This window comes from Anaerotignum propionicum, from assembly GCF_024461735.1.
Taxonomy (GTDB): Bacteria; Bacillota; Clostridia; order Lachnospirales; family Anaerotignaceae; genus Chakrabartyella.
Map to the genome: position 1 here is coordinate 1 of NZ_JANGAD010000066.1, position 208 is coordinate 208.

Below are 208 nucleotides of genomic sequence, written 5' to 3' on the forward strand. Positions count from 1 at the left end.
CAACAATCATATTATTCGCAAGCTTTGCTACATCACCTCAGCCCGAAGAACCGATGTAGGTCACTCTGCTCCCAAGACAGCCAATCAAATCCTTTACTTCCTCAAAAACTTCCTTATCGCCGCCACACATTACAACCAATGTGCCTGCAATGGAGCGGGTTTCAGCTCCACTTACTGGAGAATCAATTAAAGACATTACCGCTGCCTT

At 45.7% G+C, this 208-nt stretch carries 1 protein-coding gene; it reads right to left on the reverse strand.

Annotation, left to right across the window (positions count from 1 at the left end):
• Positions 1 to 37 precede the first annotated feature (37 nt).
• Complete coding sequence (locus NE558_RS14800; RefSeq protein ID WP_420314604.1) at positions 38 to 196, reverse strand: NAD(P)-binding domain-containing protein; 159 nt, start codon at positions 194 to 196, stop codon at positions 38 to 40.
• Positions 197 to 208: the final 12 nt, after the last annotated feature.